The organism is Kitasatospora hibisci (genome assembly GCF_043950205.1).
GTDB lineage: Bacteria > Actinomycetota > Actinomycetes > Streptomycetales > Streptomycetaceae > Kitasatospora > Kitasatospora hibisci.
Window position 1 is genome coordinate 7381608 of record NZ_CP171642.1, and the last position, 23526, is coordinate 7405133.

At 74.1% G+C, this 23526-nt stretch carries 18 protein-coding genes; 7 read left to right on the forward strand and 11 right to left on the reverse strand.

The window, feature by feature from the left end; translation table 11 throughout:
- Nucleotides 1-152: 152 nt before the first annotated feature.
- Nucleotides 153-959, reverse strand: coding sequence for an exodeoxyribonuclease III (locus ACF9IK_RS32185; protein ID WP_395297591.1), 807 nt, complete (start codon nt 957-959; stop codon nt 153-155).
- A 304-nt stretch (nt 960-1263) separates the two neighbouring features.
- Here ACF9IK_RS32185 and ACF9IK_RS32190 point away from each other — a divergent pair, with 304 nt between their 5' ends.
- Complete coding sequence (locus tag ACF9IK_RS32190; RefSeq protein ID WP_395298735.1) at nt 1264-2037, forward strand: GntR family transcriptional regulator; 774 nt, start codon at nt 1264-1266, stop codon at nt 2035-2037.
- 152 nt (nt 2038-2189) lie between these two features.
- Here the strand turns inward: ACF9IK_RS32190 and ACF9IK_RS32195 are convergent, their stop codons facing one another.
- The gene (locus ACF9IK_RS32195) at nt 2190-3506 is read right to left on the reverse strand and encodes an ROK family protein (protein ID WP_395297592.1); all 1317 of its coding nucleotides are present in this window, start codon (nt 3504-3506) and stop codon (nt 2190-2192) included.
- 356 nt (nt 3507-3862) lie between these two features.
- Here ACF9IK_RS32195 and ACF9IK_RS32200 point away from each other — a divergent pair, with 356 nt between their 5' ends.
- Entirely contained in the window at nt 3863-4462 is a 600-nt protein-coding gene (locus tag ACF9IK_RS32200; protein WP_395297593.1) for a class I SAM-dependent methyltransferase, read from the forward strand.
- Between the two features lie 100 nt (nt 4463-4562).
- Here ACF9IK_RS32200 and ACF9IK_RS32205 read toward each other — a convergent pair whose 3' ends face one another.
- From ACF9IK_RS32205 to bioB, 4 genes are all read right to left on the reverse strand, one after another.
- Nucleotides 4563-5009, reverse strand: a complete 447-nt coding sequence (locus ACF9IK_RS32205) for a hypothetical protein (protein ID WP_395297594.1) — start codon at nt 5007-5009, stop codon at nt 4563-4565.
- Between the two features lie 140 nt (nt 5010-5149).
- Nucleotides 5150-5887: a dethiobiotin synthase gene (bioD, locus tag ACF9IK_RS32210; RefSeq protein ID WP_395297595.1), complete on the reverse strand. Its 738-nt coding sequence runs from the start codon at nt 5885-5887 to the stop codon at nt 5150-5152.
- Nucleotides 5884-7185 (reverse strand): adenosylmethionine--8-amino-7-oxononanoate transaminase, encoded by a 1302-nt coding sequence (locus ACF9IK_RS32215; RefSeq protein WP_395297596.1) that lies wholly within the window; start codon nt 7183-7185, stop codon nt 5884-5886. Before ACF9IK_RS32215 ends, bioD begins: the two co-directional genes overlap by 4 nt.
- A 64-nt stretch (nt 7186-7249) precedes the next feature.
- Nucleotides 7250-8557: a biotin synthase BioB gene (gene bioB / locus ACF9IK_RS32220; RefSeq protein WP_395297597.1), complete on the reverse strand. Its 1308-nt coding sequence runs from the start codon at nt 8555-8557 to the stop codon at nt 7250-7252.
- A gap of 214 nt (nt 8558-8771) precedes the next feature.
- On the opposite strand from bioB, the gene ACF9IK_RS32225 reads away from it, so the two are divergent.
- Nucleotides 8772-9602, forward strand: coding sequence for a hypothetical protein (locus tag ACF9IK_RS32225; RefSeq protein ID WP_395297598.1), 831 nt, complete (start codon nt 8772-8774; stop codon nt 9600-9602).
- A gap of 177 nt (nt 9603-9779) precedes the next feature.
- Here ACF9IK_RS32225 and ACF9IK_RS32230 read toward each other — a convergent pair whose 3' ends face one another.
- On the reverse strand, nt 9780-12272 hold the full coding sequence (locus ACF9IK_RS32230; protein WP_395298736.1) for a DEAD/DEAH box helicase: 2493 nt from the start codon (nt 12270-12272) through the stop codon (nt 9780-9782).
- A gap of 387 nt (nt 12273-12659) precedes the next feature.
- On the opposite strand from ACF9IK_RS32230, the gene ACF9IK_RS32235 reads away from it, so the two are divergent.
- Nucleotides 12660-13883 carry an 8-amino-7-oxononanoate synthase gene (locus tag ACF9IK_RS32235; protein WP_395297599.1) on the forward strand — a complete coding sequence of 408 codons (1224 nt, stop codon included), beginning with the start codon at nt 12660-12662 and terminating at the stop codon, nt 13881-13883.
- Nucleotides 13884-14103: 220 nt separating this feature from the next.
- On the opposite strand, the gene ACF9IK_RS32240 is transcribed toward ACF9IK_RS32235, so the two are convergent.
- The 3 genes from ACF9IK_RS32240 to ligD form a co-directional block, all read right to left on the reverse strand.
- Nucleotides 14104-15552 carry an IS1380 family transposase gene (locus ACF9IK_RS32240; protein WP_395297600.1) on the reverse strand — a complete coding sequence of 483 codons (1449 nt, stop codon included), beginning with the start codon at nt 15550-15552 and terminating at the stop codon, nt 14104-14106.
- Between the two features lie 119 nt (nt 15553-15671).
- A complete protein-coding gene (locus ACF9IK_RS32245) occupies nt 15672-16607 on the reverse strand; it encodes an aminoglycoside phosphotransferase family protein (protein ID WP_395297601.1) in 936 nt (311 codons plus the stop codon).
- A 156-nt stretch (nt 16608-16763) separates the two neighbouring features.
- Nucleotides 16764-17777 carry a non-homologous end-joining DNA ligase gene (gene ligD, locus ACF9IK_RS32250; protein WP_395297602.1) on the reverse strand — a complete coding sequence of 338 codons (1014 nt, stop codon included), beginning with the start codon at nt 17775-17777 and terminating at the stop codon, nt 16764-16766.
- A gap of 66 nt (nt 17778-17843) precedes the next feature.
- On the opposite strand from ligD, the gene ACF9IK_RS32255 reads away from it, so the two are divergent.
- Nucleotides 17844-18905 (forward strand): ATP-dependent DNA ligase, encoded by a 1062-nt coding sequence (locus ACF9IK_RS32255; RefSeq protein ID WP_395297603.1) that lies wholly within the window; start codon nt 17844-17846, stop codon nt 18903-18905.
- Nucleotides 18906-18986: 81 nt separating this feature from the next.
- Here ACF9IK_RS32255 and ACF9IK_RS32260 read toward each other — a convergent pair whose 3' ends face one another.
- The gene (locus ACF9IK_RS32260; protein WP_395297604.1) at nt 18987-20345 is read right to left on the reverse strand and encodes a serine hydrolase domain-containing protein; all 1359 of its coding nucleotides are present in this window, start codon (nt 20343-20345) and stop codon (nt 18987-18989) included.
- Between the two features lie 772 nt (nt 20346-21117).
- Between ACF9IK_RS32260 and tdh the strand changes: the two genes are divergently transcribed.
- The gene (tdh, locus tag ACF9IK_RS32265; protein WP_395297605.1) at nt 21118-22146 is read left to right on the forward strand and encodes an L-threonine 3-dehydrogenase; all 1029 of its coding nucleotides are present in this window, start codon (nt 21118-21120) and stop codon (nt 22144-22146) included.
- Between the two features lie 50 nt (nt 22147-22196).
- Complete coding sequence (locus tag ACF9IK_RS32270; RefSeq protein WP_395297606.1) at nt 22197-23390, forward strand: glycine C-acetyltransferase; 1194 nt, start codon at nt 22197-22199, stop codon at nt 23388-23390.
- Nucleotides 23391-23526: the final 136 nt, after the last annotated feature.

Sequence of the window (23526 nt, forward strand, 5' to 3'; positions counted from 1 at the left end):
GCGTCCCGGCCCCGGCGTCGGCTCCGCAGGGTACGCGGACGGCCACCGGCGGGTGGTGTGCCCGCGATCCGTCCGCGGACCTCGTGCTCGGCCTCGCCGCCGGCGGACCGGGAGTGCCGCCCGGCTGTCGTGAAGCACCGGTGTGCTCTGTTTCAGTTGTCGCCGAAGTCGTACGCCACGGTGACCGGGGCGTGGTCGGACCAGCGCTCGGTGTGGGTGGCGGCGCGCTCGACGTAGGCCTCGACGGCCTTGGCGGCCAGCCCGGGGGAGGCGACCTGGAGGTCGATCCTCCAGCCGGAGTCGTTGTCGAAGGCGCGGCCGCGGTAGGACCACCAGGTGTAGGGGCCGGTGCGGTCGGGGTGGAGGGTGCGGACGACGTCGACGTAGCCCGCCTCGTCGTAGACGCGGGAGAGCCACGCGCGCTCCTCGGGGAGGAAGCCGGCGGCCTTCTGGTTGGCCTTCCAGTTCTTGAGGTCCTCCGGGCGGTGGGCGATGTTCCAGTCGCCGCAGACGACGACCTCGCGGCCCTCGGTGGCGGCCCGGGCGCGGAGCTCGGTGAGGTGGACCAGGAACTCCGCCATGAAGCGTTCCTTCTCGTCCTGGCGTTCGGTGCCGACTTCACCGGAAGGGAGATAGAGGCTGGCCACGGTGAGGCCCGGAAGGTCGATTTCCGCATACCTGCCCGAATTGTCGAATTCCGCGGATGCGAAGCCGACCGCCGTGCGTGCCGGTTCCTGCCGGGACAGCACCGCGACACCCGCCCGGCCCTTGGCGGCCGACGGGGCCCAGACCGTGTGCCAGCCCTCCAGGTCGCGCAGCTCCACCGGCAGCTGCTCCGGCTCGGAGCGGACCTCCTGAAGGCAGATGACGTCCGCCTCGGTGGCGGCCAGCCACTCGATGAGGCCCTTCTTGGCGGCTGCCCGGATCCCGTTCACGTTGACACTCGTCACCACAATCACCCGGGAAGCCTATCGGGGCCCGCGGGCCCGGTCGGCGACGACGCGTCCGCATGTCGACAGGCCTGCGCGCCGGAATGCCGATATGGCGTGAACGCGACACGAGTCCCGGTGGCAGCCGCACCAACCGCTGCCATTGGTCTTGACCATCTCCGGAGGCAGCCCCTAGGGTCGCTTACTGCAAAGACCTTTAATAAAGAAGGACGGATAAAGCCCGCTCTCCCACCTGCCGCAACAGCGGACAGCGGGTCGGCATCCGCCCTCCTTCCGGCAGGGCGGACAGAGGACGACACAGGTGGAGGCCATGGTGGGGACGACAGGGCAGCTCGCGACGGTTCCGGAGCCGAAGTACTGGCACCTGCGCACGGTGCTGCTCCGCGCCATCGAGACGGAGTTCACCACCGGCCAGATCCTCCCGAACGAGCGTGAGCTCTCCGCCCGCTTCGGCGTGGCCCGGGCCACCCTCCGGCAGGCGCTCGACCAGCTGGAGCTGGAGGGCCGGCTGGTCCGCCGCCGCGGCATCGGCACCCTGATCGCCGCCCCGCGCGTCGGCGTCCCGGTCAACCGGCACGAGGAGGGCTGGCCGGGCACCGCCCGGAGCCAGGCGTGGCGCATCGTCGACTGCACCACCGCCCCGGCCACCCCCCGGCTCGCCAAGGCGCTGGGCGTCGTCGAGGGCGCCACCGTGCACACCGTGCGAAGGGTCCGCATGGTCCAGGGCCAGAACATGGCCACCGAGTCGCTGCACGTCCCCGCCGCCGTGCTGCCGCACCTGCCCGGCTTCCGGGCGGAGAGCGACCGGGCCCGCTCGGTGCTGCGCCAGCTGGAGCGCCTGGAGGTCGACGGCGAGTCCCGCTCGGTCGAGCTGGGCGTCGCGGAGGCCGGGGAGGCCGCCCTGCTGGAGCGTCCGCCGGGCTCGCCGGTCCTGGTGATGACCACCCAGTACGCGGCGGCCGGCCGCCTGGTCGCGATCGCCGTCTCCACCTACCGCGCCGACACCTGCAAGCTCACCTTCGGTGAGACCGGCCTGGTCGAGGTCACCCCCGTCGCTGCCTCCTCCGAGGTGCGCAGCGCCTCCTGAGCCACCCTCCGAAACCCTCGGGTCACGGGCCCGGACGCGACCACGGGCGTCCGGGCCCGCGACCGTCCGGGCGTCCGCAGGGCGAGACGCACGAGCGGGACCGGGCCGGCACACGCCCGCGGTGCCCATCGCCCGGCCCGGTGCCGGGCCGCTCAACCCCGGGCGCCGGTGCCCGTCGGGGGATCGACGGCGAACAACTGCTCCTCGACCTGGTCCAGCGCCACCCGCAGGGCACCCGTCGCGACCACCTCCGAGCCCAGTGCGGCCAGTGCCACCTCGGGCGCGCGCAGCGTGAGCTGGGCCAGGCGCTCGCGCAGCGGCTCCAGGACGCCGTCCAGGCCGGCCGCCCAGCCGCCGACCACCACCAGCTGCGGGTCGATCGCCAGCACCAGTGCCGCCACCCCCTGCACCAGCCGGGTCAGGAACCGGTCCATCGCGACCTGCGCCACCTCGTCGCCCTCGCGGGCCAGCTTCAGCACCCGGGCGACGGCGGCCTCGTCCAGCGGGTTGAGCGGCTTGCCGGTGGTGGAGAGCAGTCGCTCGGGGGTGACCTCCTGGCCGAGCAGGTGCAGCGCGCCGATCTCGCCGGCCGCACCGCCGAAGCCGCGGTGCAACCGGCCGTTGATCAGCGAGCCGGCGCCGGGGCTGAGGCCGGCCATCACGAACACCACGTCGTCCGCGCCGATCGCCGCGCCCTGCCAGTGCTCGGCGATGGCGGCGAGGTTGGCGTCGTTCTCGATCATGACCGGGCAGCGGAACGAGCGGCGCAGCCGAGCGCCCAGGTCGAGGCCGGTCCAGCCGGGCATCGCGGTGCCGAGCTGCACCGCGCCGTCCCGGTCGACGATGCCGGGGGTGCCGACGCCGACCGCCCAGAGGTTGTCGCGGGAGACGCCGGCCTTCCGCAGCGCGTCGGTGACCACCGCGCGGACGGCGGCCAGCCGCTCCTCGGCGTCCAGGGCCTCCTCGACCGGGCGGTAGTGACGGCCCACCACCTCGCCGGTGAGGTCGGCGAGGATCACCCGGACGTCGTGGACCCCGATCTCGATGCCGAGGATGTGCCCGGCCTCGGCACGGAACCGGAACCAGCGGGCCGGCCGACCGCGCCGTCCACCGCCGGGCTGGCCGCCGTTCTGCGGCTGCTCGACCTCGGCGACCAGGCCGGTCTCGACCAGGCCCTCGATCACGCCCTCCACCGTCGGCCGGGACAGCCCGGTGTCCCCGACCAGCTGAGTGAGGGTCACCGCATGGCCTGCCCGCAGCGCCCGCAGCGTCACCGCCGCATTGATCCGCCGCAGGAGCGAGGAGTCCCCACCGGTGAGTCGATCCGCCAAGACGCTGCCCTTCGCCGTACGCGCGACTGCCCTGGCGCGCGTGCCGAGTGCACGGTGACCGCCGGATGCCGACCACCGAGGGCCGACCGCCGAGTGTCCCGCGAGAGTCCGCCGCCCGGCGCGCCGGCACGGCAGCATCGGGCCGCCTGCGCCAGGCCGGAGGGCATGTGCCGGATGCTACCCGGGCGTGACCTGGACGGGCGAGCATCTTCGCAGCTCACCCCGGCTTCGGTATCGAAATGGTACGCACCGGGTGGCGGTGGGGGATCCGGCTCGCCACCGCCCCCGACACGGTCCTCGCATCGGGGCGCGTCGAGGCGGGAGGGGCGCGGCGAGGAGGGACGCGGCGGCGTCCCGGGCGGTCCGCGCGACCGCCCGGGAGCCTCTATGCTGCGGGCATGCCGAACGAGACGCACACGGCCCATCCAGGAGCAACTGCGGTGTCGGATCGAAGCTTTGTGCGGAGAGAGACCCGGCCCACGCCCGTCCCCTTCGTGCCCGAGGTGACCCTGCACATGGCGGAGGACGCCATCGCGCTCTGGGAGACCACCGAGGACGCGCGTGGCGAGATCGGCATGCCACCGCCGTTCTGGGCGTTCGCCTGGGCCGGCGGGGTCGGGGTGGCGCGGTACGTGCTCGACCACCCGGGGCTGGTGGCCGGGCGGAGGGTGCTGGACCTCGCGGCCGGCTCCGGGCTGGTGGGGATCGCGGCCGCGCTGCGCGGTGCCCGATCGGTGCGGGCCGCCGAGATCGACGCCTACGCCGTGGCGGCGATCGAGATCAATGCGGAGGCCAACGGCGTCCGCATCGATGCCGTGGTGGCGGATCTGCTGGACGGGGACGGCACGCCGGCCGAGGTGGTGCTGGCCGGGGACGTCTTCTACGAGCGGGCGATGGCCGCTCGGTTCCTCCCGTTCCTGGAGCGGGCGCTGGCCCGCGGCGCCGAGGTCGTCGTCGGCGACCCCGGACGGGCCTACCTGCCGCGCGAGCGGTTCACCTCCCTGGCGGCGTACGAGGTTCCGGTGGTGGCCGATCTGGAGGACGCGGCGCTCAAGACCACCACGGTCTGGCGCCTCGACCCGCCGCGCGGCTGACTCCCCGTACGGCGGCGCGGCGGGCGGCCGTCCGCACACCGGGACTTCCGGTGGGGCGGCCTGACGCCCTGACGGAAGCTCGGGGACGGTCCGGGGGCGCTCACGGATGGCTGAGCGCGTACGTGCGGAAGGTCGCCAGCAGCGGCAGCACGTCCGTCTTGCTCGGCTCCTCCGTCACCGCGCGCATGGCGTCGATGACCGTGCAGGCGATCACCTTGGTGACCGCCAGGTCGTCGGCGGCGGCCGTCTCCCCCCAGACGCACAGCGTCTGGGCCAGCAGGGCGCTCATCCGGGCGCCGATGTTCGAGCTCACCGCGTCGGTGAGCTCCTCCAGTTCCTCGTCGGTCATGCTGGATCGCAGCCCGAAGGCGAGCGCCATCAGGGTGTCGATGGCGTGCTCGCCGTACGCCGCGACCAGGGCCGGCAGCGCCCGTTCGCCCGGGCCGCCGGCGGCCAGCGCGGTCAGTGCCTCGTCGTCGTCCTTCCACGCCGCTTCCAGCGCGGCGAGGGCCCGCAGGGCCTCGTCTACCGTCAGGCCGTCTGTCATGCCGAGAACGGTATTGAGCCCGGCCGGGCCCGGCGACGGCCGGGCGTGGATTCTCACTCCTTCGAGCGACACCGGCCCGGATTCCCGCGCCCCGGTCCCACCGTGCCCCCTCCGGAGACCCGGGCCGCCCGGCCCCGCCGCTACGCGGGCGCGTTCACGGCGGTGAACTCCGCCGCGTCCCAGCCGCCGTGCAGCTCCGGAGCCAGCGCCGCGGACGCCAGCGCCGTGAAGTCCCCTGCGCCGGCCGCCCGTTCCGGCAGGGCGCCGAGCAGTGGGGCGCCGGCCGCCGTCGGCAGGTCGGCCAGGTTGCAGCGGTCGGCGAGACCGGGGGAGTCGGGCCAGGCGCCGATGACCACGCCGAGCAGCGGCAGGCCGCGCGCGGCCAGCGCCTCAGCGGTGAGCGCCGTGGTGTTGAGGGTCCCGAGGCCGGCCGTCGCCACCAGCAGGACCTCCGCCGGGAGGCCGAGCTCCCGGACGGCGGCCGCCTGGTCGGCGAGTGTGCGGCCCTCCTCGTCGTAGCGGACCAGCAGGCCGCCGGCGCCCTCGACGAGCACCAGGTCGTGCGCGTCGGCGAGTTCGGCGACGGCCGCCGCGGCCCGGTCCGGCGACAGGTATGGCCGCCCCGACCGCCGCGCGGCCGTGTCCGGGGCCAACGGCTCCGGGTAGCGCACGAGTTCGCGCGTCGTCAGCGGCGCACCGACCAGGCGGGCCACCTCGTCGACGTCCCCCGGCTCGTCCGGTCCGACGCCGGTCTGCCCGGGCTTGAGCACCGCGACCCGCAGGCCCGCGCGGACCGCGGCCGCGGCCGCGGCGGCGGTCGCCACCGTCTTGCCGACCTCGGTGCCCGTCCCGGTCACGAAGAGGATCCGGGCGCTCATCCGGCCACCGCCGCCGCCGTCACCGCGGCCGCGATCCGCGACACGTCCTCGTCCTCGGTCACGTACGGGGGCATGGTGTAGATCAGGTCCCGGAACGGGCGCAGCCAGACACCCTCCCGGGCCGCCGCCTCGGTCGCCGCCACCATGTCCACCGGGTGGTCCAACTGCACCACCCCGATGGCGCCCAGGACGCGCACCTCCCGCACGCCCGGCAGCTCCGCCGCGCCGGCCAGACCGGTCCGCAGACCGGTCTCGATCCGCTTCACCTCGACCTGCCAGTCCTGCCCGAGCAGCAGGTCGATCGAGGCGTTGGCGACGGCCGCGGCCAGCGGGTTAGCCATGAACGTCGGCCCGTGCGCCAGCACCGGCATCTCGCCGCTGCTGATCCCGTCCGCGATCGCGCTCGTGCAGAGCGCCGCCGCCATGGTCAGGTAGCCGCCGGTCAGCGCCTTGCCCAGGCACATCACGTCCGGCGAGACGCCCGCGTGGTCGGCTGCGAACAGCGCGCCGCTGCGGCCGAACCCGGTGGCGATCTCGTCGAACACCAGCAGCACGCCGTGCCGGTCGCACAGTTCGCGCAGCATCCGCAGGTAGGCCGGCGAGTGGAAGCGCATCCCGCCCGCGCCCTGGACCACGGGTTCGACGATCACGGCCGCCAACTCGTCGGCGTGGCGCGCCATCAGCGCGTCGAACTGCGCCGCGTACTCCTCGTCCAGCGGCGCGTCGAAGCCGGCCGGCGGCTCCGGTGCGAAGAGCTGGCCGGGCAGCACCCCGCCCCAGAGGTGGTGCATGCCGCCCTTGGGGTCGCAGACCGACATCGGGTGGAAGGTGTCCCCGTGGTAGCCGCCCCGCCAGGTCAGCAGCCGGCGCTTGGCCGGGCGGCCGATGGACTGCCAGTACTGCAGGCACATCTTCATCGCGACCTCGACCGCCACCGAGCCGGAGTCGGCGAGGAAGACGTGTTGCAGCGGCTCCGGGGTGATCTCCACCAGGCGGGCGGCCAGCCGGACGGCGGGCTCGTGGGTGAGCCCGCCGAACATCACGTGGCTCATCCGGCCGAGCTGGTCGCGCACGGCCGCGTCCAGCACGGGGTGGCCGTAGCCGTGCACCGCCGCCCACCAGGACGACATGCCGTCGACCAGCTCCGTTCTGCCCGCGACCGGTCGGGCGAGCCGCAACCGCACCCCGGACGCGGACTCGACCACGTACGGGGTGACGGTGCCGGGCATCGGACCGTACGGGTGCCAGACGTGCGCCCGGTCGAGGGCGAGCAGGTCATCGGTGGGCAGATGGGCCATGGCGGTGGAGTTCCTCGGGGTCCCGTGTGCTTGTGGTTGTGGTTGCGGTTCCGGGGTACGGCGCTCAGGCGTTCGGCGCCAGCTCGGTGCCGGCGCCACGGCGGCGGACCCGGACCAGGCCGCTGCGCAGCTCGCCGTTCGGGTTCTCGCCCGCCGCCTCGTCGCCCGACGGGCCCTCGGCCGGCGCCTCGTCGCGCACCGGCGCGGCACGGTGGCCGCCGCAGGGACCGCAGCCGTGCCCGTCCCGGGCGTCGCCCGGAGCATCGGCCCGGCCGCCGGCCGGCTCCTCGCCGTGCCCGCCGCAGGGGCCGCAGCCGCCGCCGGCCGTCCCGCAGCCGCCGCCGGCCGCCGCAGCGGCCGCGACGTCGGCGCGGTGGCGCGGCAGGGTGGCCTCGCCGGCGCCCTCGACCTCGAAGCCCGCGTCCTTGATCATGTCGAGGTCGGCCTGACCGGCCTGGCCCTCGCTGGTCAGGTAGTCGCCCAGGAAGATCGAGTTGGCGAGGTGCAGACCCAGCGGCTGCATGGTGCGCAGGTGGACCTCGCGGCCACCGGCGATGCGCACCTCGGTGTCCGGGTTCACGAAGCGGACCATCGCCAGGATGCGCAGGCAGCGCTGCGGGGTGAGGTTCCACTCCTTGGCCAGCGGCGTGCCCTCGAACGGGATGAGGAAGTTGACCGGCACCGAGTCCGAGCCCAGCTCGCGCAGCGCGAACACCACGTCGACCAGGTCCTCGTCGCTCTCGCCCATGCCCGCGATCAGGCCGGAGCAGGCCGACAGGCCGGCGCCGTGCGCCTTCTGCACGGTGTCCACCCGGTCCGCGTAGGTGTGGGTGGTGGCGATGTCGCCGTAGGTGCCCTCGGAGGTGTTCAGGTTGTGGTTGTACGCGTCGGCGCCGGCCGCCTTCAGCCGCTCCGCCTGGTTGTCGGAGAGCAGGCCCAGGCAGGCGCAGATCTCGACGGCCGGGTCGGCCTCCTTGATCGCCGAGATGGTGTCGGTCACCCGGTCGATGTCACGGTCCGTCGGCCCGCGGCCGCTGGCCACCAGGCAGACCCTCTTGGCGCCGCCCGCGACGCCCGCCTTCGCCGCCTCGGCGGCCTGGTCCGGCTTGAGCCAGGTGTACTTGAGGATCTCGGCCTTCGAGCCCAGCCGCTGCGAACAGTAGGAGCAGTCCTCCGGGCAGAGGCCGCTCTTCAGGTTCACCAGGTAGTTGAGCTTCACCCGGCGGCCGAACCACCGCCGGCGCACCCGACCGGCGGCCGCGACCACGTCCAGCAGCTCGTCGTCGGTGGTGGCGAGAACGGCGAGCGCCTCCTCGCGGGTGGGGGCTTCCCCGCGCAGGCCCTTGGCGGTGAGGGTATCGAGCAGATCCATGAGCCTGATCCTGCCTGGTGGCCGACGGACGACGCCAGAGGGAACCCGCCAGAAGATCCCCGGGAGGATGTGCGAGTTGTCACAGTGTCGCCGCTCACGGTAGTGGCGCACGTCACTCCCCGGCCCGCTGCGGCTACCGACCGGTAGTCAGGTTCGGCCGCAGACCGCCCACCCCGTGATCTGCGACACCTGTGACCTGCTTAGAATCTCCGCCATGACCACGCAGGGGGAGCGCACCCCGTCATCGGGAGACCACGGAATCGACCACCTGCCGTCCGGGACGTACCGGCGGCCCAGGAGAAGCATCGCGCGCCGCGCGGTGGGGTGGGTCGTGGTGGTGGGAGTGGTGGCGGCCGGCGGCTGGATCATCACCCGCCCGACGCCCGGCGACTACATACCCGGGCTCGGTCCCTCCAGCAACGACGCCAGCAAGACGCCGCCGGTCGTCGGCACGCCGGCGCCGCGCACCGTCGCCGACCCCGAGGGCCTCGACGTCGACACCCTCTTCCCCGCCCAGCGGCTGGTGGAGGCCGGCGGCTACAAGGGCAAGCGTTCCGGCGTCCGCCAGGGCGAGGACTGCACCGAGGCGCTCCAGGACCGCACCCAGGACGTGCTGCGCGAGACCGGTTGCCAGGGCTACCTGACCGTCAGCTTCGCGGGCCAGGAGAAGCCGGTGCTCAGCAGCGTCACCGTGCTGCGATTCGCCGACCAGGCCGGGGCCGCCAGGGCCGCCGACGCGCTGCGGGCCAAGCCCGGCGCGCTCGCCTTCATCCTCCCCGACGCCACCACGGCCCGTCCGCCGGCCGCCGGCGCCGCCCAGCGCGGCACGGAGGGGCGCATCGAGGCCGTCGGCCGGCACGTGACCGTCACCAGCTCCCGGCTGCCCGAGGCGCACACCCCCGCGGCAACGGCCTCCGCCACCGGTACGGGCTCCGCCGCGCCGCTCACCGTCCCGCCCGGCCCGGCGGCGAGCCCGGAGCAGATCCTCGACGAGGCCACCCGGGCGGTCTCCTACGCCGCCGGCTCGCCGTTCGCCTGGATGTAGCCCGCCCCGGGCGGCGCCGAAGCGCCGCCGGTGCCGCCGGCCCGAACCTCCGGTGCCCTCTCGAACGCAGACGGCGGGGCCCACCACCCGGTGGGCCCCGCCGCCCTCACGCCCTCACCGTCCGAGCGCGCCGGCGGACGGACACCCCGCCGCGCCGGCACCGCCCGCGAACGGGCCTCAGCCGCCCAGCCGGTCCACCGCCGTGACCCGCAGGACCGCGCGGCCCTCCTCGTCCGAGCCGTACAGGTCGACCTCGGCGCTGATGCCCCAGTCGTGGTCGCCCTCCGGGTCGTCGAAGATCTGCCGGACCCGCCAGGCGGAGTCCTCCTCCTCGATGATCAGCATCTTCGGGCCGCGCGCGTCCGGACCGGTACCGAGGTCGTCGTATTCCTCCCAGTACCCGTCCATCGCGTCCGCCCAGCGGTCCGCGTCCCAGCCGTACTCGCCGTCCAGCTCCGCGAGCTCCTCGTAGTGCTCCAGCGCGCAGAGCTCCACCCGGCGGAACATCTCGTTGCGCACCAGCACCCGGAAGGCCCGGGCGTTGGCCGTCACCGGTGCCGGCTTGTCGTCCAGCGCCACCTCGGCGGCCTGCGGATCGGTCGGGTTGGCCAGCTGCTCCCACTCGTCCAGCAGGCTGGAGTCGACCTGGCGGACCAGCTCGCCCAGCCAGGCGATGACGTCCTTGAGGTCGTCGGTCTTGATGTCGTCGGGGACGGTCTGCTCCAGCGCCTTGTACGCGCCGGCCAGGTAGCGCAGCACGATGCCCTCGGTGCGCGCCAGCTCGTAGAAGCCGACGTAGTCCGAGAAGGTCATCGCCCGCTCGTACAGGTCGCGGACCACGGACTTCGGCTGCAGCTGGTGGTCGCCGATCCACGGGTGCGCCCGGCGGTACACCTCGTAGGCGTGGGTGAGCAGCTCCTCCAGCGGCTTCGGGTAGGTGATCTCCTGGAGCCGCTCCATCCGCTCCTCGTACTCGATGCCGTCGCGCTTCATCTCGCCGATGGCCTCGCCGCGCGCCTTGTTCTGCTGCGAGGCGAGGATCTGGCGCGGGTCGTCGAGCGTCGCCTCGACCACCGAGACCACGTCCATCGCGTACGAGGGCGAGGCCGGGTCGAGCAGCTCGAACGCGGCCAGTGCGAAGGTGGAGAGCGGCTGGTTGAGCGCGAAGTTCTCCTGCAGGTCCAGGGTGAGCCGGACGATCCGGCCCTCGGCGTCCGGCTCCGGCAGCCGCTCGACGATGCCGCCCTCCAGCAGCGAGCGGTAGATGGCGATCGCGGAGCGGATGTGCCGGCGCTGGGCGGCGCGGTCCTCGTGGTTGTCGGTCAGGAGCTTGCGCATCGCCTCGAAGGCGTTGCCCGGCCGGCCGATCACCGAGAGCAGCATCGCGTGGCTGACCTTGAACCGGGAGACCAGCGGCTCCGGGTCGGCGGCGATCAGCCGCTCGAAGGTCTCCTCGGACCAGCCGACGAAGCCCTCCGGCGCCTTCTTGCGGACGATCTTGCGCTTCTTCTTCGGGTCGTCGCCGGCCTTGGCGACCGCCTTGTCGTTCTCGATCACGTGCTCCGGCGCCTGCGCGACGACCTGCCCCACGGTGTCGAAGCCGGCCCGCCCGGCCCGGCCGGCGATCTGATGGAACTCCCGGGCCCGCAGGATGCGCACGCGGGTGCCGTCGTACTTGGACAGCGCCGTGAACAGCACCGTGCGGATCGGCACGTTGACGCCCACGCCGAGCGTGTCGGTGCCGCAGATCACCTTCAACAGGCCCGCCTGGGCCAGCCGTTCGACCAGCCGCCGGTACTTGGGCAGCATGCCGGCGTGGTGCACGCCGATGCCGTGGCGCACGAACCGGGAGAGGTTGCGGCCGAACTTGGTGGTGAAGCGGAAGTTGCCGATCAGCTCGGCGATGGCGTCCTTCTCCGCCTTCGAGCACATGTTGATGCTCATCAGCGACTGGGCCCGCTCGACCGCCTCCTTCTGCGTGAAGTGCACCACGTAGACCGGCGCCTGACCCGTCTTCAGAAGTTCTTCCAGAGTGTCGTGCAGGGTGGTGCGCCGGTACTCGTAGAACAGCGGGACCGGCCGGGTCGCGGAGCGCACCACGGTGGTGGCGCGCCCGGTGCGGCGGGTGAGGTCGTCCTCGAAGCGGCGGACGTCGCCGAGCGTGGCGGACATCAGCAGGAACTGCGCCTGCGGCAGTTCGAGCAGCGGGATCTGCCAGGCCCAACCGCGGTCCGGCTCGGCGTAGAAGTGGAACTCGTCCATCACCACCTGGCCGATGTCGGCCCGGTGCCCGTCCCGCAGGGCGATCTGCGCCAGCACCTCGGCGGTGCAGCAGATGATCGGCGCGGTCGGGTTGACGCTGGCGTCGCCGGTCATCATGCCGACCTGCTCGGTGCCGAACACCTTGCAGAGGTCGAAGAACTTCTCCGACACCAGGGCCTTGATCGGGGCGGTGTAGAACGTCCGCTTGCCCTCGGCCAGCGCCGCGAAGTGGGCACCGGCCGCCACCAGGCTCTTGCCCGAGCCGGTCGGCGTCGCGAGGACCACGTTGTTCCCCGACACCAGCTCGATCAGCGCCTCCTCCTGCGCCGGGTACAGCGTGATCCCGCGCTCCTCCGCCCAGGCGGCGAACGTCTCGAAGAGAGCGTCGGGAGTGGCGGGCTTCGGCATCAGGTCAAGGAGGGTCACCCGGCTATCTTGCCTGCTCGCCGCCGCCCCGGGCAAAGCCCGGGGCGGGTCGCGGGGCCGGAACTGCGGGCGGGGGACCCACCGCGGCGGAGCCCCGGCGGCCCTCGGCGGCGATCGCCGCCGCTGCGAGCCGCCGGGCCCTCCGCCCGCCGCCGGCCGGCGGCGGGGTGACGGGTGCCGTGTTGCCGACGGCCGCCGCGGCCTGGTCCGGGAACCGTTTCGAAGCCTGCTCGGTCAGGTCCCCGGACAGTCGAAGAGCCGGGGACGTCGTCCTTGTTGATCCCGTGCGCGTGAGCGGTGGATCGGGAGCCGGCCCTGTGCCACGACGCACATTGCCCGCGCCGCGCCCGACGTGCCAGAGTGCCGACCATGGCCCACCGCACCGCGCCCGAACCGCCCGCCCTCGTCCCCGCGGCCGCCCCGGAAGGGGCCCCGGCCCCGGGCGCCGTCTTCGACTGGCTCGACGAGACGGCCGAGCTGCGCGCCCGCGCCGGCCTCACCCGTGCTCTGCGCAGCCGCCCCGCCGACGACCCGGTGATCGACCTCGCCGGCAACGACTACCTCGGGCTCACCCGGCACCCCGCCGTCACCCGGGCCGCCGCCGACGCCGCCCTCCGCTGGGGCGGCGGCGCCACCGGCTCCCGCCTGGTCACCGGCACCACCGCCCTGCACACCGAACTCGAAGGCGAACTCGCCGAGTTCTGCGGAGTGGAGGCGGCCCTGGTGTTCTCCTCCGGCTACACCGCCAATCTGGCCGCGCTCACCGCGCTGACCGACCCCGACACCCTGATCGTCTCCGACGCCTACAACCACGCCTCGCTGATCGACGGCTGCCGGCTCGCCCGTGGCGAAGTCCACCGCGCGCCCCACGACGACCCCGACGCCGTCCGCGCCGCCCTCGCCGGACGCACCCACCGGCGCGCCCTGGTGGTCACCGACTCCGTCTTCTCCGTCGACGGCAACGCCGCCCGGCTGCTGGAGCTCTCCGCCGCCGTCCGCGCCCACGGCGCCGCGCTCCTGGTCGACGACGCGCACGGGCTCGGCGTCCTCGGCCCCGGCGGCTCCGGCGCCCTGGCCGCCGCCGGGCTCGCCGGCGAGCCGGACACCGTCGCCACCGTCACCCTCTCCAAGTCGCTCGGAGCCCAGGGCGGCGCGGTGCTCGGCCCGCACCGGGTCATCCGCCACCTCGTCGAGACCGCCCGCACGTTCATCTTCGACACCGGCCTCGCTCCGGCCGCCGCCGGCGCCGCGCTCGGCGCGCTGCGTCTGCTGCGCGCCGAGCCGCACCGCGCCGAACGCGCCCGCGAGGTCGCCCGCAGCCTCGCCGACCGGCTCACCGCCGCCGGCCTGCGGGCCTCCACCCCGGACGCGGCGGTCGTCTCGGTGCGCGCCCCCGGGCCCGAGGCCGCCGTCGCCTGGGCCGCGGACTGCCGCCGGGCCGGACTCGCGGTCGGCTGCTTCCGCCCGCCGTCCGTCCCGGACGGCGTCTCGCGCCTGCGCCTCACCGCCCGCGGCGATCTGACCGATGCCCAGATCGCGGACGCCGTACGGACGATCGCCGCGCTCGCCCCGGCCGCGGCGCACACGGCCTGAGCCGAGTCCGGGGCGCGGCGCCGCGGTGGCGGCTCCCGGTGCCGCCCCGGCCGCTCAGACCCGAATCCGCAGGTAGTGGCCGACGGTCCGTCAGTTGATCTCTGTGCTGGCCGTTGGCCCGGGTTCAGGGTTTCCGGGTAGGCCGACGGTCCGGCTGTCGTGCCGGGTGGACGGCTTTCCAGGGCGGGGATGGGTGGTTCGGGCCGGTAGGGGCGGTAGGTCAGGTGGCCGTCAGGTGCCGGTGGGCTCGAATCCGGGCCAGCGTGTTGGCGATCAGCTCGCGGGCTTCGGCGGTGAACCGGAGCCGACGGCGGCGGGCGGTCGTGGTCCAGCGGGCGGCGCGGCGGATCAGCAGCCGTCGCACGGTGGCGATGCGGCGGCGGGCCCGGCCGATCGGGGCGAGCGTCTGCAGCCAGGCGGTGAGGTTGTAGGCCAGCAGCGCGCCCCACATCCACATGCTGTTGACGGCGTGGGAGCCGGACGGCAGGTGGTTGAGTCCGGCTCCGTGCGCGGTGTCGCGGAACAGTTCCTCGATCCTGGTGCGGCGGCGGAACTCCCACTCCGCCACCGCGACCTCCTCGTCCAGGTCCAACGGCTCGTTGGTGGCGATGAACGAGTAGGCGTATGCCTGTTCCTCCAGGCCTTCCAGGACCAGGGCGAGCTGGTCCTTGCCGACGGTGCGCGAGCGGCGCGAGCGCGGGTCGGCGGACAGTTCGGCGGCGTCGTAGCGCACCCGTCGCGCGATCACCCGGGTGCCTTCGGGCCAGCCGGGTGGCGCGTAGTCCAACAGTGCGACCTGCGCGGCCGGGTAGTCCAGGGCGTCGATCCAGTCGTCGACGTGCACGGCGGCCACCGCCCGCCACAGCGGTCGGCTTCGCGGTACGGCAAGCCTGAACAGCGCCCGGCGGGCGACGATCTTCTCGGCGACCCTCCCCGCGTAGTAGCCCGTATCGCCCTGGATCAGGATCTGCCCGGTGGCTCCGGCCGTGCGCACGGCGTCCACGGCCCGGTCGATCTGGGCAGGGGCGACGGTGCGGCCGTCCGAGCGGCCGTCGAGGAGATCGGCGGCCAGGACGGTGCCGGCCTGGGCCCAGTGCGCGGCGTGCACCCGCCCCGAGACCTCGCCCTTGTAGGAGCGGACGACCCGTTCCTTGCGGGTGGAGAACACCTCGACGTCCTTGGCGTCCAGGTCGATAGTGACCGACCCGGACAGGATCGGGGCCCGATCCCTGGCCGGCAGCGCGGCGAGCGCGCGGGCGGTGACCTTGGCGCACGCGGTCTCGATGCCCTCGCGCTGCACCTGGCCGAAGCGTGCCGCCAAGGTGGCGGCGGTGGTCGCGGCCGGGAGTGGCGCGGGCAGCAGCCCCTCGCCCACCACGTCCGCGCGCAGCCGGTCGAAGCCGACCAGGTGGTCCTCGCCGGTCAGCTGAACCACCGCCGTTGCCAGCGCAAACTCCCCACCCGACAGGCCCCGATCACGTACCTTGACCGGCCCGATCCCGGCGTCAAGAGCGGCCGTGACCCCCAGCACCCGGTCCAGCTCGGCCACCAGCACCAGGCCGCCGTTCTCGGTCAGCGACCCGTCCACCCCACCCACCCGAGCGTCCAACCTGGTCCAGCGCCCGCCGGAGGTGCGGGAGGCGGTACGACGACGCGATATCTTCTTCACCAGACAGGTGTCCTTGCAGGTTGAGTGGTTAGGCGTAGAGAACCTCGATCATCTCAAACCAGCACGGGCACCTGTCGCCGTATCAGCCCGACGTACGCCGCACTACCTGCGGATTCGGGTCAGAGCCCGGCCAGCTCCAGCAGGAGCGCAGTCCCCGCGTCCCGCCGCCCGGCTGCGGCACGCGGGGCGGCGACCACCACCGCGCCCACCCGGCACCAGGCGAGCACGCGTTCAGGGTCCGAGCCCGGAACCCCCGCCGCGAGGGCGCCGACCCGCCGCTCCAGACCGGGCCGGTCGGTGACTCCGTCGATCGCCCAGTCCACCAGGTCGAAGTCCGGGTCCCCGAGCGACGGCCGGGGGTCGATCGCGACCGGCCCGGCCGGGCCGTCCAGGACGTTGCCCGGGTGCAGGTCGCCGTGGACCAGCGCCGTCGGGCCGCCGTCGGCCAGCTCCGCGGCGAGCGCGCGGGCCCGGCCGATCGCCGCGGCCGTCGCCGCTCCCGGTGCCCGCCGCTCGGTGAGGTCGAACAGGAACTCCACGCGCTCCGCCAGCGTCCCCAGCGCGAGCCCGTCCACCGGCACCGACCGCAGTGCGCCGAGCAGCGGCGCCACCTCCTCCGGGCGCCACGCCCGCTGCCGCAGTGTCGTACCGGGTCGCACGTCGGCCAGCAGCAGGGCGCCCGCGGCCGGGTCGTCCGCCAACACCCTGACCACTGGCGGGAGTCCGGCCCACGCCCGCAGTGCCACCGCCTCCTGCCGGGCCACCTCGGGGTCGGGCGTCAACTTCAGCCAGACGCTCTCGCCGCCGTCCCGGTCGTCCTCGCGTCCGTCCCCGCTCGTGCAGCGGAACACCCGGGCCGTGCCGCCCCCGCCCGCCGCGCGGACCGTCAGACCCCAGCGCCCGGCCAGCTCCGCCACCAGGCCGGGCAGCGCATCGCACCACGCCTCCGCCGGCGCCCCGAACCGCACCGCCAGCCGCGCCCGTACGTCCGCCGGCACCGGAGCCACCGCCGCCGACGCCCCGGTCTCCGCCGCCGACGCCCCGTGTACTCCCATTCGAACCCCTCCGCCCCGTACAACCGCCCCGCACCGCACGGGCACCTCGACACCTCGACGCCCCGCGCAGCCGTGTGCGGGCACCCCGTCGCACCGCAGTGCGTCCGATCGGATGACCGACGGCGGCCAGCCTATGCGGCTGCCCGGCCCGAACGATCAGGATTTCCGCGCCCGACTGGGCTGCACGCGCCTCGGCTCGCCCGCGGCCTTCGGATGGTCCGGCGGGTACGGCAGCTCGCCCAGCCCCTCGTCCCGCAGCTGCCGCTCGTACAGCTCCAGCAGCCCGTCCAGCCTGAAGGCCTGCCCGTCCATCTCCGCCTGCAGGTCGCCGACCTCGGCGAAGCGGGCGGGCAGCGTCCGCAGGTCGAAGTCCTCCGGCGCGGCGTCGTCCAGCTCCTCCCAGTGCAGCGGCGCCGAGGCCGTCGCCCGCGGGCGGGCGCGAAGCGAGTACGCGGACGCGATGGTCCGGTCCCGGGCCATCTGGTTGTAGTCCACGAAGATCCGCTCGCCGCGCTCCTCCTTCCACCACGCCGTGGTGACCCGGCCCGGCAGCCGCTGCTCCAGCACCCGGCCCAGTGCGATCACCGCGTGCCGCCCGTCGGTGAACGTCCACCGCGGCTCCAGCGGCACGTACACGTGCAGGCCGCGCCCGCCCGAGGTCTTCGGCCAGCCGCGCAGCCCGAACTCCTCCAGCAGCGCCTGCAGTTCGTGCGCGGCCCGCACCGCGTCGCGGAAGTCCGTCCCCGGCTGCGGATCGAGGTCGATCCGCAGCTCGTCCAGGTGGTCGGTGTCCGAGCGCCGTACCGGCCAGGGGTGGAAGGTCAGGCAGCCCAGGTTGGCGGCCCAGAGCACCGCGGCCGGCTCGGCCGGGCAGATCTCGTCGGCCGAGCGGCCGCTCGGGAAGCTGATCCGCGCCGTCGGCAGCCACTCCGGCAGGCCCTTCGGCGCACGCTTCTGGTAGAAGAACTCGCCCTCCACCCCGTCCGGGAACCGCTGCAGCGTGGTCGGACGGTCCCGAAGCCCGCGCAGCACCCCGTCCGCGACCGCCAGGTAGTACTGCGCCACGTCCATCTTCGTGAAGCCGCGCTCCGGGTAGTACACCTTGTCCGGATTCGACAGCCGGACGCTGCGCCCGGCGACATCCAGTTCCACGGCCGATCCCGATCCCATGCCATTCACGCTAAGCGCGCCCGGCCCGACGCGCGCCCCGGAACGGTTGGCACGAGGATCGGAACCATGGACCTGCCCGTGATGCCGCCGGTGGCACCGATGCTCGCCAAGTCGGTCGCCGAGATCCCGCCCGGGATGCAGTACGAGGCCAAATGGGACGGCTTCCGCACCATCGTCTTCCGCGACGGCGCCGAGGTGGAGCTCGGCAGCCGTACCGGCAAGCCGCTGACCCGGTACTTCCCCGAGCTGGTCGAGGCCCTGCAGCGCGAGCTGCCGCCCCGCTGCGTCCTCGACGGGGAGGTGGTCATCGCCCGGGACGGCCGGCTGCGCTTCGAGGAACTGCTGGAGCGGATCCACCCCGCCGCGAGCCGGGTGCGGATGCTCGCCGAACGCACCCCCGCCTCCTTCGTCGCCTTCGACCTGCTCGCCCTGCGTGACCGGTCCCTGCTCGACGAGCCGCTCTCGGCCCGCCGCGCCGCCCTGGAGGAGGCCCTGGCCGGCGCCGCCGACCCGGTCTTCACGGCCCCCGCCTCCACCGACCGCGACCTGGCACAGAGCTGGTTCGCCGAGTACGAGGGCGCCGGCCTCGACGGCGTGGTCGCCAAACCGCTCGACCAGCCCTACCGCCCGGGCGAGCGCACCATGTTCAAGATCAAGCACGAGCGGACCGCCGACTGCGTGGTCGCCGGCTACCGCGAGCACAAGAGCGGCCCGGTCGTCGGCTCCCTGCTGCTCGGCATCAACGACGCCGAGGGCCGGCTCCAGCACGTCGGCGTCTGCGCCGCCTTCTCGATGGCCCGTCGCCGCGAACTCGCCGAGGAGCTGGCCCCGTTGCGGATGGACGATGCCACCGGCCACCCCTGGGGCGGCTGGGCCGACGAGGCCGCCCACGCCGACGCCCGGCTGCCCGGCGCGGTCAGCCGGTGGACCGGCGGCAAGGACCTCTCCTGGGTGCCGCTGCGCCCGGAGCGGGTGGTCGAGGTGGCCTACGACCACATGGAGGGCACCCGGTTCCGGCACACCGTGCAGTTCCGCCGCTGGCGCCCCGACCGGACGCCGGCGAGCTGCACGTACGCGCAGCTGGAGGAGCCTGTCTCCTACGACCTGGCACGCGTCCTCGGCGGCTGACGGCCCGGCCCGCCCGCCGCCGGTGCGCCGGTGACCGGCCCGGAGCCCGCAGCGGGCCCCGGGCCGGGTCGGTTCAGGTGCTCAGGTCGCCGCGAGCGCCGGGCTGGAGCCCGGCCCGGACGGCGACCCGCTCGACGGCGCGACCGGCAGCGAGTACACGTTCCCCGGCGAGACGATCTCGGTGATCGCCTTCGCGAACAGCGTCGAGGGCGCCGAACCCAGGTACGGGATGTCGGTGTTCAGCAGCACCACCAGCGTCGCCTGCGCCGACGGCAGGTAGACCGCCACGCTCTGGTAGCCGGGCAGCGAACCGTTGTGCCCGATCCAGCCGTGGTTCACGAACAGCCCCAGACCGTAGCCGAGGCCGGGATCGCCCGACGGCGGCGTCTGCAGCCGCTCGGCCTGGGTCGCCGGCTTCAGCAGCGTGCCGGTCGCCAGCACCTTCGCCCATTTCTGCAGGTCGGGGAGGTCCGAGATCATCGCTCCCGCCGCCCAGGCCCAGGACGGGTTCCAGTCGGTGGCGTCCTCGATCGCGCCGCTCTGCGTCTGGTCGGTGTAGCCGCGGGCGTGCGGCTGGGGGAACGACGCGTCGACCGGGAAGACCGTCCGGCCCAGATCGGCCGGCTTGAACACCTGCTGCTCCAGGAAGGTGCCGAGCGGCTGGCCCGAGACCTTCTCCACCACCAGGCCGAGCAGGACGGTGTTGGTGTTGGAGTACTCGAAGTCCGTGCCCGGCGGGAAGTCCGCCGGGTGCGCGAAGGCGTAGGAGAGCAGCTGCTGCGGCGTGAACTCCCGGTGGGGGTCGGCGAGCAGGGCCTGCACGAAGCCCTGGTCCGAGGTGTAGGGGAAGAGGCCGCTGCGCATGTTCGCGAGCTGGCGCAGGGTGATCGCGTCCCCGCCGGGCACCTCCGGGACGTACCTGGAGATCGGGTCGTCCAGACCGACCCGGCCCTGGTCGACCAGCCGCAGCACCCCGGTGACGGTGAAGGTCTTGGTCTCGCTGCCGATCCGCATGTTCAGCCCGGTCACCATCGGGATGCCCGCGATCTTGTCCGAGACTCCGAAGGCCTTGATGTAGCTGTCCTGGGGGGTGGTGAGCGCGACCATCACGCCGGGGACGGAGGCCTGGTTCAGCACCCGCTGCACCGCGGCGTCCAGCCGGGCCGTGACGGCCGGGGTCAGCCGGGCCACGGTGCCCGGGGCCGAGGCCGAGCCCGGGGACGACGGGGAGAACGTGGGCGAGCCGGTCGGGGAGACGGTCGGGGAGGGGCTGAGCGCGGCGGGCACGGCGGTGGCCGCCCCCGCGGCCGCCGGTCCGGGCGCGGCACCGCCGGAGCAGCCGGCGCCGGCCAGCAGGCCGGCCACGCCCACCGCCGCCGCGGCCGCCCGCCCGGGACGGCTGCGGAGCGCGGGGGACGGCCGTCGTCGTGGATTCGTCATCGTCGAGGCGCCTCTCTGGGCTTCTCTGGGGCCCGGGGATTCTCCGGGCCGGGATCTCTCGGGGCCGGGACTTCTCGGGCCGGGACCTCCCGGGCCGCCACTCCGGGCGCTTCCTCCTGGGCCGGACGGACCCGGAGCCCGGGCCGGACGGCCCCGGAGCGGCGCTCCACGAGGCCGTGGGGGAGCGCTCCCGACCGTATGCGCGCCGCCGACCGGCCGCGCGCCGATCGTCGCGCCGCTGGACCGAACGGACCCAACCCTCAGCCACCCGCCCCAATCCCGCTGGCGCCCCCGGCCGCCGAGTGCGTACGGGCCGATGAGCAGGCTCCCGGTCCAGCTGCCCCCCCCGCAGCCCGGTGGGGTGCCGGACGGGGCCGGCGCGGGGTCGGGCGCGGGGTGCGGCGCCCAGCGCCGTCCACGCCCGCCTCGGCCGAGTCGGCGCGGGGTCCGGTCGCCCGTCCGCCGCTCCCGCCGTGACTGCGCGCCTGGTCGGGCCGTGCGCCCGGCCCGTCACCTGCCGTACGCCGCCGCGCCTCGCGCGCTCGGCCGAACGGGTGGCCACCGGCACGCCGCAGGGCCCGCCCGCCCCTGCTCGGGCACGATCGTTTAGCCCAGCTGCGGCGGCCCTTAAGAATTCCTCGATGGACCGCACCCGCTCCCACCAGGCAGATTGCTGCGTGCCCGGTGCGAGGCAGGCAGCAGCCGCCGCCCGCCGGGCCCCGTCGGCCTGCCCACCGCAGGCCGCCCCCCTCGTGCGTCAGGAGCCGTCGCAGTGAAGGCACTCGTCAAGCAGAAGTCCGAGCCCGGGCTCTGGCTGGTGGACGTCCCGAAGCCGGTCATCGGCCCGGGCGAGGTGCTGATCAAGGTGCTGCGCACCGGTATCTGCGGCACCGACCTGCACATCCGCAACTGGGACGGCTGGGCGCAGCAGACCATCAAGACCCCGCTCGTGCTCGGCCACGAGTTCGTCGGCGAGGTCGCCGAGCTCGGCGCCGGCGTCACCGACGTCTCCGTCGGCGACCTGGTCAGCGGCGAGGGCCACCTGGTCTGCGGCAAGTGCCGCAACTGCCTGGCCGGCCGCCGCCACCTCTGCCGCAACACGGTCGGCCTCGGCGTCGGACGGGACGGCGCCTTCGCCGAGTACGTGGCCCTGCCGGCCGCCAACGTCTGGGTGCACCGGGTGCCGGTCGACCTCGACGTGGCCGCGATCTTCGACCCGTTCGGCAACGCCGTGCACACCGCGCTCTCCTTCCCGCTGGTCGGCGAGGACGTGCTGATCACCGGCGCGGGCCCGATCGGCATCATGGCCGCGGCCGTCGCCAAGCACGCCGGCGCGCGCAACGTGATGATCACCGACGTCTCCCCGTACCGCCTCGACCTGGCCCGCGAGGTCGGCGTCACGCTCGCCCTGAACGTGGCCGAGCACACCATCGAGGAGGGCCAGCAGAAGCTCGGCCTGCGCGAGGGCTTCGACGTCGGCCTGGAGATGTCCGGCCGCCCCGAGGCGATGCAGTCGATGATCGCCAACATGACCCACGGCGGGAAGATCGCCATGCTCGGCCTGCCCGCCGAGCAGTTCCCGGTCGACTGGGCGTCCGTCGTCACCTCGATGATCACCATCAAGGGCATCTACGGCCGCGAGATGTTCGAGACCTGGTACGCGATGTCGGTGCTCCTGGAGGGCGGACTCGACCTCACGCCGGTGATCACCGGCCGGTACGCCGCCTCCGACTTCGAGGCCGCCTTCGACGACGCCGCCAGCGGCCGCTGCGGCAAGATCATCCTCGACTGGACCGCCTGAGCAGGCCTCCGGGCCGCCCGAGACCGTCTGACACCCTGTAGGGAGACACCGTGTTCGACAACGTGCGCGCCGACATCGCCGCCACCCTCGACGAGATCCGCGAGGCCGGCCTCTTCAAGCCGGAGCGGGTGATCGGCACGCCGCAGAGCGCCGCCGTGACCGTCACCGGCGGCGGCCGCCCGGGCGAGGTGCTGAACTTCTGCGCCAACAACTACCTCGGCCTGGCCGACCACCCCGAGGTGCTCACCGCCGCCAAGGACGCCCTCGACCGCTGGGGCTACGGCATGGCCTCGGTCCGCTTCATCTGCGGCACCCAGGACGTGCACAAGGAGCTGGAGGACCGCCTCTCCGCGTTCCTCGGCCAGGAGGACACCATCCTCTACTCGTCCTGCTTCGACGCCAACGGCGGTGTCTTCGAGACCCTCCTCGACGACCGCGACGCGGTGATCTCCGACGCCCTCAACCACGCGAGCATCATCGACGGCATCCGCCTCAGCAAGGCCCGCCGCCACCGCTACGCCAACCGCGACCTGGCCGACCTGGAGCAGCAGCTCAAGGAGACCCAGGACGCCCGGCGCCGGCTCGTCGTCACCGACGGCGTCTTCTCCATGGACGGCTACGTCGCCCCGCTGCGCGAGATCTGCGACCTCGCCGAGCGCTACGACGCCATGGTGATGGTGGACGACTCGCACGCCGTCGGCTTCGTCGGCCCCAACGGGCGCGGCACCCCCGAGCTGCACGGCGTGATGGACCGTGTCGACATCATCACCGGCACCCTGGGCAAGGCGCTCGGCGGCGCCTCCGGCGGCTACGTCGCGGCGCGCCGCGAGATCGTCGCCCTGCTGCGCCAGCGCTCTCGGCCGTACCTGTTCTCGAACTCGCTCGCCCCGGTGATCGCGGCGGCCTCCCTGAAGGTGCTCGACCTGGTCGAGCGCTCGACCGAGCTGCGCGAGAAGCTGGCCGCCAACACGGCGCTGTTCCGCTCGAAGATGACCGAGGCCGGCTTCGAGATCCTGCCCGGCGACCACCCGATCGCCCCGGTGATGATCGGTGACGCCGCCAAGGCGGGCCGGCTCGCCGAGCTGCTGCTGGAGCGCGGCGTGTACGTGATCGGCTTCTCGTTCCCGGTCGTCCCGCACGGCCAGGCCCGGATCCGGGTGCAGCTGTCCGCGGCCCACTCCACCGAGGACGTCGAGCGCGCCGTGGCGGCCTTCGTCGACGCGCGCGCCGCGCTGGGGGAGTAGCCACCCCCGAGCCCCGGGCGTCCCCCCGGGGGCTCGCCTCCGGACGCCCGTGGCCCGTCCGCCCGGAACCGGACGTGCCACGGGACCGAGCCGCCGTGCGGCGGAGGCCGGCCGGTCCGGCCTCCGCCGCACGGCA

What these genes read in the sequence shown, in the direction of transcription:
- ACF9IK_RS32255 (WP_395297603.1), top strand. Translation starts at nt 17,844, where the DNA reads ATGGACCTGCCCGTGATGCCGCCGGTGGCACCGATGCTCGCCAAGTCG.
- ACF9IK_RS32245 (WP_395297601.1), bottom strand. Translation starts at nt 16,607, where the DNA reads ATGGGAGTACACGGGGCGTCGGCGGCGGAGACCGGGGCGTCGGCGGCG.
- ACF9IK_RS32230 (WP_395298736.1), bottom strand. Translation starts at nt 12,272, where the DNA reads ATGCCGAAGCCCGCCACTCCCGACGCTCTCTTCGAGACGTTCGCCGCC.
- bioD (WP_395297595.1), bottom strand. Translation starts at nt 5,887, where the DNA reads ATGAGCGCCCGGATCCTCTTCGTGACCGGGACGGGCACCGAGGTCGGC.
- ACF9IK_RS32205 (WP_395297594.1), bottom strand. Translation starts at nt 5,009, where the DNA reads ATGACAGACGGCCTGACGGTAGACGAGGCCCTGCGGGCCCTCGCCGCG.
- bioB (WP_395297597.1), bottom strand. Translation starts at nt 8,557, where the DNA reads ATGGATCTGCTCGATACCCTCACCGCCAAGGGCCTGCGCGGGGAAGCC.
- ACF9IK_RS32235 (WP_395297599.1), top strand. Translation starts at nt 12,660, where the DNA reads ATGGCCCACCGCACCGCGCCCGAACCGCCCGCCCTCGTCCCCGCGGCC.
- ACF9IK_RS32215 (WP_395297596.1), bottom strand. Translation starts at nt 7,185, where the DNA reads ATGGCCCATCTGCCCACCGATGACCTGCTCGCCCTCGACCGGGCGCAC.
- ACF9IK_RS32195 (WP_395297592.1), bottom strand. Translation starts at nt 3,506, where the DNA reads ATGCTGCCGTGCCGGCGCGCCGGGCGGCGGACTCTCGCGGGACACTCG.
- ACF9IK_RS32225 (WP_395297598.1), top strand. Translation starts at nt 8,772, where the DNA reads ATGACCACGCAGGGGGAGCGCACCCCGTCATCGGGAGACCACGGAATC.
- ligD (WP_395297602.1), bottom strand. Translation starts at nt 17,777, where the DNA reads ATGGGATCGGGATCGGCCGTGGAACTGGATGTCGCCGGGCGCAGCGTC.
- ACF9IK_RS32260 (WP_395297604.1), bottom strand. Translation starts at nt 20,345, where the DNA reads ATGACGAATCCACGACGACGGCCGTCCCCCGCGCTCCGCAGCCGTCCC.